5 protein-coding genes and 2 pseudogenes are annotated in these 6,837 nt (G+C 72.2%); 4 read left to right on the forward strand and 3 right to left on the reverse strand.

What is annotated here, in order from left to right:
- Positions 1 to 77 (reverse strand): annotated as a pseudogene (locus EYQ95_RS27255) (alanine--tRNA ligase-related protein); the annotation flags it as partial.
- On the opposite strand from EYQ95_RS27255, the pseudogene EYQ95_RS25535 reads away from it, so the two are divergent.
- The 3 genes and pseudogenes from EYQ95_RS25535 to EYQ95_RS25545 all read left to right on the forward strand — a co-directional run.
- A pseudogene (locus tag EYQ95_RS25535) lies at positions 70 to 747 on the forward strand (ankyrin repeat domain-containing protein); the annotation flags it as partial. The pseudogenes EYQ95_RS27255 and EYQ95_RS25535 sit on opposite strands and share 8 nt — an antisense overlap.
- A gap of 88 nt (positions 748 to 835) precedes the next feature.
- The gene (locus tag EYQ95_RS25540) at positions 836 to 1,849 is read left to right on the forward strand and encodes a diguanylate cyclase (RefSeq protein ID WP_165924862.1); all 1,014 of its coding nucleotides are present in this window, start codon (positions 836 to 838) and stop codon (positions 1,847 to 1,849) included.
- A 66-nt stretch (positions 1,850 to 1,915) separates the two neighbouring features.
- Positions 1,916 to 2,815 (forward strand): hypothetical protein, encoded by a 900-nt coding sequence (locus EYQ95_RS25545; protein ID WP_132331927.1) that lies wholly within the window; start codon positions 1,916 to 1,918, stop codon positions 2,813 to 2,815.
- A gap of 84 nt (positions 2,816 to 2,899) precedes the next feature.
- Here EYQ95_RS25545 and rho read toward each other — a convergent pair whose 3' ends face one another.
- Both rho and trxA read right to left on the reverse strand, forming a co-directional pair.
- Entirely contained in the window at positions 2,900 to 4,657 is a 1,758-nt protein-coding gene (gene rho / locus EYQ95_RS25550) for a transcription termination factor Rho (protein WP_132331929.1), read from the reverse strand.
- Positions 4,658 to 4,924: 267 nt separating this feature from the next.
- Positions 4,925 to 5,251 (reverse strand): thioredoxin, encoded by a 327-nt coding sequence (trxA, locus tag EYQ95_RS25555; protein ID WP_132331932.1) that lies wholly within the window; start codon positions 5,249 to 5,251, stop codon positions 4,925 to 4,927.
- Positions 5,252 to 5,492: 241 nt separating this feature from the next.
- Between trxA and rhlB the strand changes: the two genes are divergently transcribed.
- Positions 5,493 to 6,837: ATP-dependent RNA helicase RhlB (gene rhlB / locus EYQ95_RS25560; protein WP_132331935.1), on the forward strand; the 1,345-nt coding region annotated here is incomplete at its 3' end.

Here is a 6,837-nt window from a genome sequence, read left to right on the forward strand (position 1 = left end):
CGCGCGGTGTAGCCGACCTGGTCGAGGTCGTTGTGCTTGCCGCCGGCCCGCAGGCAGCGCTGCACGTCGGCCGCGCGTTCCGGCGCCACCCCGCTGTCGGCGGCGGTGAGCATGCGCCACCTCGACATCGTCGACCGCCTGGTGCGTGCCGGTGCCTCGCTGGAGCAGCGCCTGCCGGGCGAGCTCACGGTGCTGATGGTCGCCTGCGCGCTGGGCCTGCCCGAACTCGCGGCACGCCTGCTCAGCGCGGGCGCCGAGGTGGACGCCGTGGACGCCCAGGGCCGCACCGCGCTGCACTGCGCCGCCATGTACGCCTTCACCGCGCGTGATCGCACCCGCGTGCTCGCGCTGCTGGACACCCTCATGCTCGCGGGTGCCGACGTGAACGCCGCTGCCGCGGGTTCGACCCCCCTGCTGCTCCTGCTGGGCGCGCGCGCCGAACCCGGTACCGGCGCCGACGAGGACGTGCTGCTCGCCGCGCTGGAGCAGCTGCTCGCCCAGGACGCCACGCTGGACGTGCGCGATCCGCGCGGCTTCGGCCCGCTGCACCTGGCCGCGCTGCGCGGGCTGGCGGGGGTGGTGCAGCGCCTGCTGCGCGCCGGCGCCGACCCCGAGCAGCGCGACTCGCTGGGCCGCACCCCGCGCGAGGTGGCGCTGATGCGCGGCTTCGTCGACATCGCCGCCGAGTTCGCCGCCCCCGGCAACCCGCGCGACATCTCAATGGCGCGCTTCCTGCGCGACCGCTGAGCCGGGCGGCCCGCCGCCCGGCGGCTGCCGCTTGCAGGGGTCGGGGCCGGGTGGTTCCATTGAAGGCTCACTACGGAAACAGGGGGCCGTGGTGTCCTTCCAGCGCCTTCGCACGGACTTCCAGTTCGCGATCTTCGTCCTGTTCTGCGTGGTCGCGATCCTCGGCGTGGGGCCGTTCGCGGTCTACCGCTTCGTGCAGGGCGCGATGCTGCCCGCGGTCGTGGACACGCTGGTCGTCGCCAGCCTGGCCGCCGCGCTGGTGCATGTCTGGCGCGGTGGCGACGTCGCGCGCGCCAGCCTGCTCGTGGTGGCGACCACCACCGCCGGCTGCATCGTCATCGGCCGCCTGATCGGCCTCTCCGGCGCGCTGTGGTCGTTCCCCGCGATCATCTCCAATTTCCTGCTGGTGCCGCGCGGCCTGGCGCTGGGCGCCTCCGTGCTCGTGATCGTCGGGCTGGCGGTCGAAGGCAGCGCCTTCGGTTCGTTGCACGAGCGGCTGATGTACTTCGCCGCCGCGTCGGTGGCCTGTCTGCTGGCCTACGTCTTCGCCCACCAGACGCACGTGCAGCAGCGCCAGCTCGAGACGCTGGCCTCGCGCGATCCGCTCACCGGCGTGGCCAACCGGCGCTCCATGGAGCACGAGCTGCTGATCGCGGCCGAGGCCTTCCGCCGCCATCGCATCCCCGTGGGCCTGGCGGTGATGGACCTGGACCGCTTCAAGCGCATCAACGACGAGGCCGGCCACGAGGCGGGCGACCAGGTGCTGGTGGCCTTTGCCCGCCTGGTGGAGGCGCGTTGCCGCAGCGGCGATCGTCTCTTCCGCTATGGCGGCGAGGAGTTCGTGCTGCTGCTGCCGGGCGTTGACGAGCGGGCGCTGCAGGGGCTGCTCGACGGCATGCGCGCAGAGGTCGCCGCGCAGCTGCACACCGCCGGCCGCCCGGTCACCGTGTCCATCGGCGCCGCGGTGCTGGCCCCGGGGGAGGACACCCAGGCCTGGCTGGCGCGGGCCGACGCCGCCATGTACGAAGCCAAGCACCAGGGCCGCAACCGCGTGCTCGTCGCCGGGCTGGCCGCGCGCGAGGCGGTGGCCGGCACGGCCTGAGCATCGCGCTTGCCGCCGCCCGCCCGTCGCCGCTAGCCTGCCGCGACATCGTCAAGGAAGATCGCCATGCGCCCGCTCGCCGTCGCCCTGCTCGCCGCGCTGCTCGCCACGCCCCTGCGTGCCGCGCCCCTGCCGTACACGCCCTCCGTCGCCGAGGAGCTGGTCATCCAGGCGCCGGTGCTGGCCACGCGCGTGGACGGGTGGATCGAGGTCGGCACGGACGGCCGCGTCGCCGGCTACGAACCCATCACCGAGCTGGGCGAGCCGTTGCGCAGCCGCCTGCGGACCATGGTCGACGGCTTCCGCTTCGAGCCGGTGCTGCAGGACGGCCGCCCGGTGGTCGCCCGCGCCCGCATGCGGCTTTCGCTGGTGGCGCAGGAGCTGCCCGACAGGTCGTTGCGCGTGGGCATCGAGAACGTGACGTTTCCGGATCCCGATGGCGCCGAGCGGCCGGCGGACGCGCCGCTGCTGAAGGTCGCCAGGCGTGCGCCCATCCATTACCCCGAGGGAATCGCCGGGGCGGGGTTCGACGTGCGCGTCGTGGTGGCGGTGCAGGCCAACCCCGACGGGAGCCTGCGCGACGTCAGCGTCCGCCAGAGTGCGCTGGTGCATGGCAAGGGCCGCGAGGCCGAGGTGCAGAAGCTGCTGGCGCGGTTCGAGACCGCCGCGCTGCGCGGCATCGCGCGCTGGACGCTGTCGATCGACAACCCCACCGGCCGCCCACTGCAGGCGGACGAGCTCGTCGGCGCGGTCGTCGTCCACTTCACCGTCGAGAACCGCCGCGAGCCGCGGCCGGGCGTATGGGCCTGGGAAACCCGCACCGCGCGTCGCGACGCGCCGTGGATGGACCAGCAGGTCGCGGCGCGCCTGCCCGGCGTGGGCGATGTCACCGGGCAGGACGCCTTCGACGGCCTGCGCGAGCCGCGGCTGAAGCTGCAGACCGACCTGCGGCAGCTCGCGCTCTGACGTTCGCGACCGCTTGCGGCCCGGCCGGCCGCCACGAAAAAGCCCCGCATGCGCGGGGCTTTTTTTGTTCGACTCCGCGCCGGCTCAGCGCTTCATCGAGCTGAAGAACTCGTCGTTGGACTTCGTGTTCTTCATCTTGTCGAGCAGGAACTCCATCGCCGCGATCTCGTCCATGCCGTGCAGCAGCTTGCGCAGGATCCAGATCTTCTGCAGCAGCTCCGGCTCGATGAGCAGGTCCTCGCGGCGCGTGCCCGAACGGTTGATGTCGATGGCCGGGTAGACGCGCTTTTCCGCGATGCGGCGGTTGAGGTGGACTTCCGAGTTGCCGGTGCCCTTGAACTCCTCGTAGATCACCTCGTCCATCTTGCTGCCGGTGTCGATCAGCGCGGTGGCGATGATCGTCAGCGAGCCGCCTTCCTCGACGTTGCGCGCCGCGCCGAAGAAGCGCTTGGGGCGGTGCAGGGCATTGGCGTCGACACCGCCGGTGAGCACCTTGCCCGAGCTCGGCACCACGTTGTTGTACGCACGGGCCAGGCGCGTGATGGAGTCGAGCAGGATCACCACGTCCTTCTTGTGCTCGACCAGGCGCTTGGCGCGCTCGATCACCATCTCGGCGACCTGTACGTGGCGCGCGGCCGGCTCGTCGAAGGTCGACGACACCACCTCGCCGCGCACGGTGCGCTGCATCTCGGTGACTTCCTCGGGGCGCTCGTCCACCAGCAGCACGATCAGGTGCACGTCGGGATGGTTGGTGGTGATCGCGGTGGCGACCTGCTGCATCAGCATGGTCTTGCCGGCCTTGGGCGGCGAGACGATCAGCGCGCGCTGGCCCTTGCCCTGCGGGGCCATCAGGTCGAGGATGCGGCCGGTGATGTCCTCGGTGCTGCCGTCGCCGCGCTCGAGGCGGAACTTGCGGCGCGGGAACAGCGGCGTGAGGTTCTCGAACAGGACCTTGTTCTTGCTCGCCTCGATCGGCTCGCCGTTGATCGTGTCGACGATGTTGAGCGCGAAGTAGCGCTCGCCGTCCTTGGGCCAGCGGATGCGGCCGGCGATGTGGTCGCCGGTGCGCAGGTTGAAGCGGCGGATCTGCGACGGCGAGATGTAGGTGTCGTCCGGGCCGGCGAGGTAGCTCGCCTCGGCCGCGCGCAGGAAGCCGAAGCCGTCGGGCAGGATCTCCAGCACGCCGTCGGCGGCGACGCCCTCGCCGTGGCGGGTGAGCACCTTGAGCAGGGCGAAGATCACGTCCTGCTTGCGCGCGCGGGCCACGCCCTCGTGGATGTTGAGCTGGTCGGCGATCTCCAGCAGCTTCGGCGTCGGCATCCGCTTGAGGTCGCTCAGCGAATACTGCGGGAAGCCCTCGGGCACCTGCGGATGCGGGCGCGGCACGAAGCCCTCGCCGTTGCCGCCCTCGTCCTGCATGCCGCCGTCGCGCTGGCGCTCGCGCTGGCGCTCGCGGCGGTTCTTGAAGCGCTCGCGGCGGCTCATGCGCTGGCCGTCGCCCTGCTCGCGCGGGCCACCCGCCTGTTGTCCGCCGCCCGGCTGCGCGCCCTGGGGCGGTGGCGTGGATTCGCCCGAGGTCGAAGGCTCGGGAGCGCCGGCGACCGGTGCGGCCTCGTTGCGGGGCGCGGCCGGCTCGCGCGGCGCGGGGGCCTCGCGGGGTGCGTCGACGGCCGGGGACTCGGCGGCGGCGGGGCGGGGCGCCTCGCTGCGCGGGGTTTCGGCGGCGGCCGGGGCGGCGGGCGCAGCGGCGGGCGCGGTGTCGGCGGCGTCGGCCTTGGCCACGCGCGTCTTGCGCACGCGCTTCTCGGCGACTTCGCCGGCGTCGGAGGTCTGGTCGGACAAGTGGAATTCCTCGCTAATGCGGCGAGCGCCCACGGTGCGCGGGCGAGATCGGAATCGAAGAAGAGGGGTGCGGCGAGCGCGAACGCGCCGGGCCAGCGGCAAACTAGCACCGCCGCGAGCAGGCACGCAAGCGCTCGGGATGCCGGCATTCGACCGCGCGAAGCGGCTGTGCGGCGTGAAGACGTCGCCGTGGGCTACCACACGGCCCCGGATGCGGACGGCGCCACCGCAGCGCCGTCCGGCCGGTTCACGGGATGCGCGCGGCGCTCAGAGCGCCTTGTCGATCAGCTGCGCGAGCTGGGCGCGGCCCACCGCGCCGATCTGCGTAGCCTGGACCTGGCCGCCCTTGAACACCAGCAGCATGGGGATGGAGCGCACGTGGTACTTCAGCGCGGTCTGCCGCTCGTTGTCGACGTTGACCTTCACGATCTTCGCGCGACCGGCGTAGGTCTCGGCCAGCTCGTCCAGGGCCGGCGCGATCATCTTGCAGGGGCCGCACCAGGGCGCCCAGAAGTCCACCAGCACCGGCTCGGCCGACTGCAGCACCTCGCGGTCGAAGTCGGCGTCGCCGACATGCTTGATCTTGTCGCTCACTGAACAGGTCTCCTCGAGAAGCGGACGTGGCCGTGCATGGTCGCACGGGCGCCGTGACAGCATGCGTTACACTGGGATGCTATATCGCGGGGAGCCAAGCCCCGCACGACCGTCCGGCCGCATCCGCAGCGTTCCGCGGATGCACCCCGTCGCCGCCCCCACGCGCGCCCGGACGTACTGACCGGCCGCCGCCCCGGCCGCCGCCTCCCTCGCATGCGCCGCCGTGGCGCGCCGGATCCCGATGAGCGACAAGCCCCTAACCGACGTCACCTTCGACTCGTTCAACCTGCACCCCGCGCTGCTCGCAGGCCTGGAAGCCGCCGGCTTCACCCGCTGCACGCCCATCCAGGCGCTGACCCTGCCCATCGCGCTCACCGGGCGCGACGTCGCCGGCCAGGCGCAGACGGGCACGGGCAAGACCCTGGCCTTCCTGGTCGCGGTGGTGAACCGCCTGCTCACCCGGCCGGCGCTGGCCGACCGCAAGCCGGAGGACCCGCGCGCGCTGATCCTCGCGCCTACCCGCGAGCTGGCCATCCAGATCCACAAGGACGCGGTGAAGTTCGCCTCCGACCTCGGCCTGAAGTTCGCGCTGGTCTACGGCGGCGTGGACTACGACAAGCAGCGCCAGATCCTGCAGGCCGGCGCCGACGTGATCATCGCGACCCCGGGCCGCCTGATCGACTACGTCAAGCAGCACAAGGTGGTCAGCCTGCACGCCTGCGAGATGTGCGTGCTGGACGAGGCCGACCGCATGTTCGACCTCGGTTTCATCAAGGACATCCGCTTCCTGCTGCGCCGCATGCCCGAGCGCACCACGCGGCAGACGCTGCTGTTCTCGGCCACGCTCTCCCACCGCGTGCTCGAGCTCGCCTACGAGCACATGAACGAGCCGGAGAAGCTGGTCGTCGGGGCCGAGACGGTGACCGCCGCGCGCGTGCGCCAGAAGGTCTACTACCCGGCCGACGAGGAGAAGATCCCGCTGCTGCTGGGCCTGCTGTCGCGCAGCGAGGGCGCGCGCACGATGGTGTTCGTCAACACCAAGGCGTTCGTCGAGCGCGTGGCGCGCGCGCTGGAGAAGGCGGGCTACCGCGTCGGCGTGCTCTCGGGCGATGTGCCGCAGAAGAAGCGCGAGTCGTTGCTCAAGAAATTCCAGGCGGGCCAGCTGGAGATCCTCGTCGCCACCGACGTGGCCGCGCGCGGCCTGCACATCGACGGCGTGAGCCACGTCTACAACTACGACCTGCCGTTCGACGCCGAGGACTACGTGCACCGCATCGGCCGCACCGCGCGCCTGGGCGCCGAGGGCGATGCGATCAGCTTCGCCTGCGAACGCTACGCGATGAGCCTGCCCGACATCGAGGCCTACATCGAGCAGAAGCTCCCGACCGAGCCGGTGACCGCCGAGCTGCTGACCGCGCTGCCGCGGCCGGTGCGCGAGAAGGTGGAGGGCGAGGAAGAGGAGAGCGTGAGCGCGATCTTCCGCGAGGCCCGCGAGCAGAAGGCCGAGGACGATGCGCGCCGCGGCATCAAGCCGCGCGGCGGCCGCAGCGGCGCAAGCCGCGACGGCGAGCGCCGCCCGCGCGGGC

The sequence above is a fragment of the Lysobacter sp. N42 genome, from assembly GCF_004344885.1.

What these genes read in the sequence shown, in the direction of transcription:
- EYQ95_RS25545 (WP_132331927.1), top strand. Translation starts at nt 1,916, where the DNA reads ATGCGCCCGCTCGCCGTCGCCCTGCTCGCCGCGCTGCTCGCCACGCCC.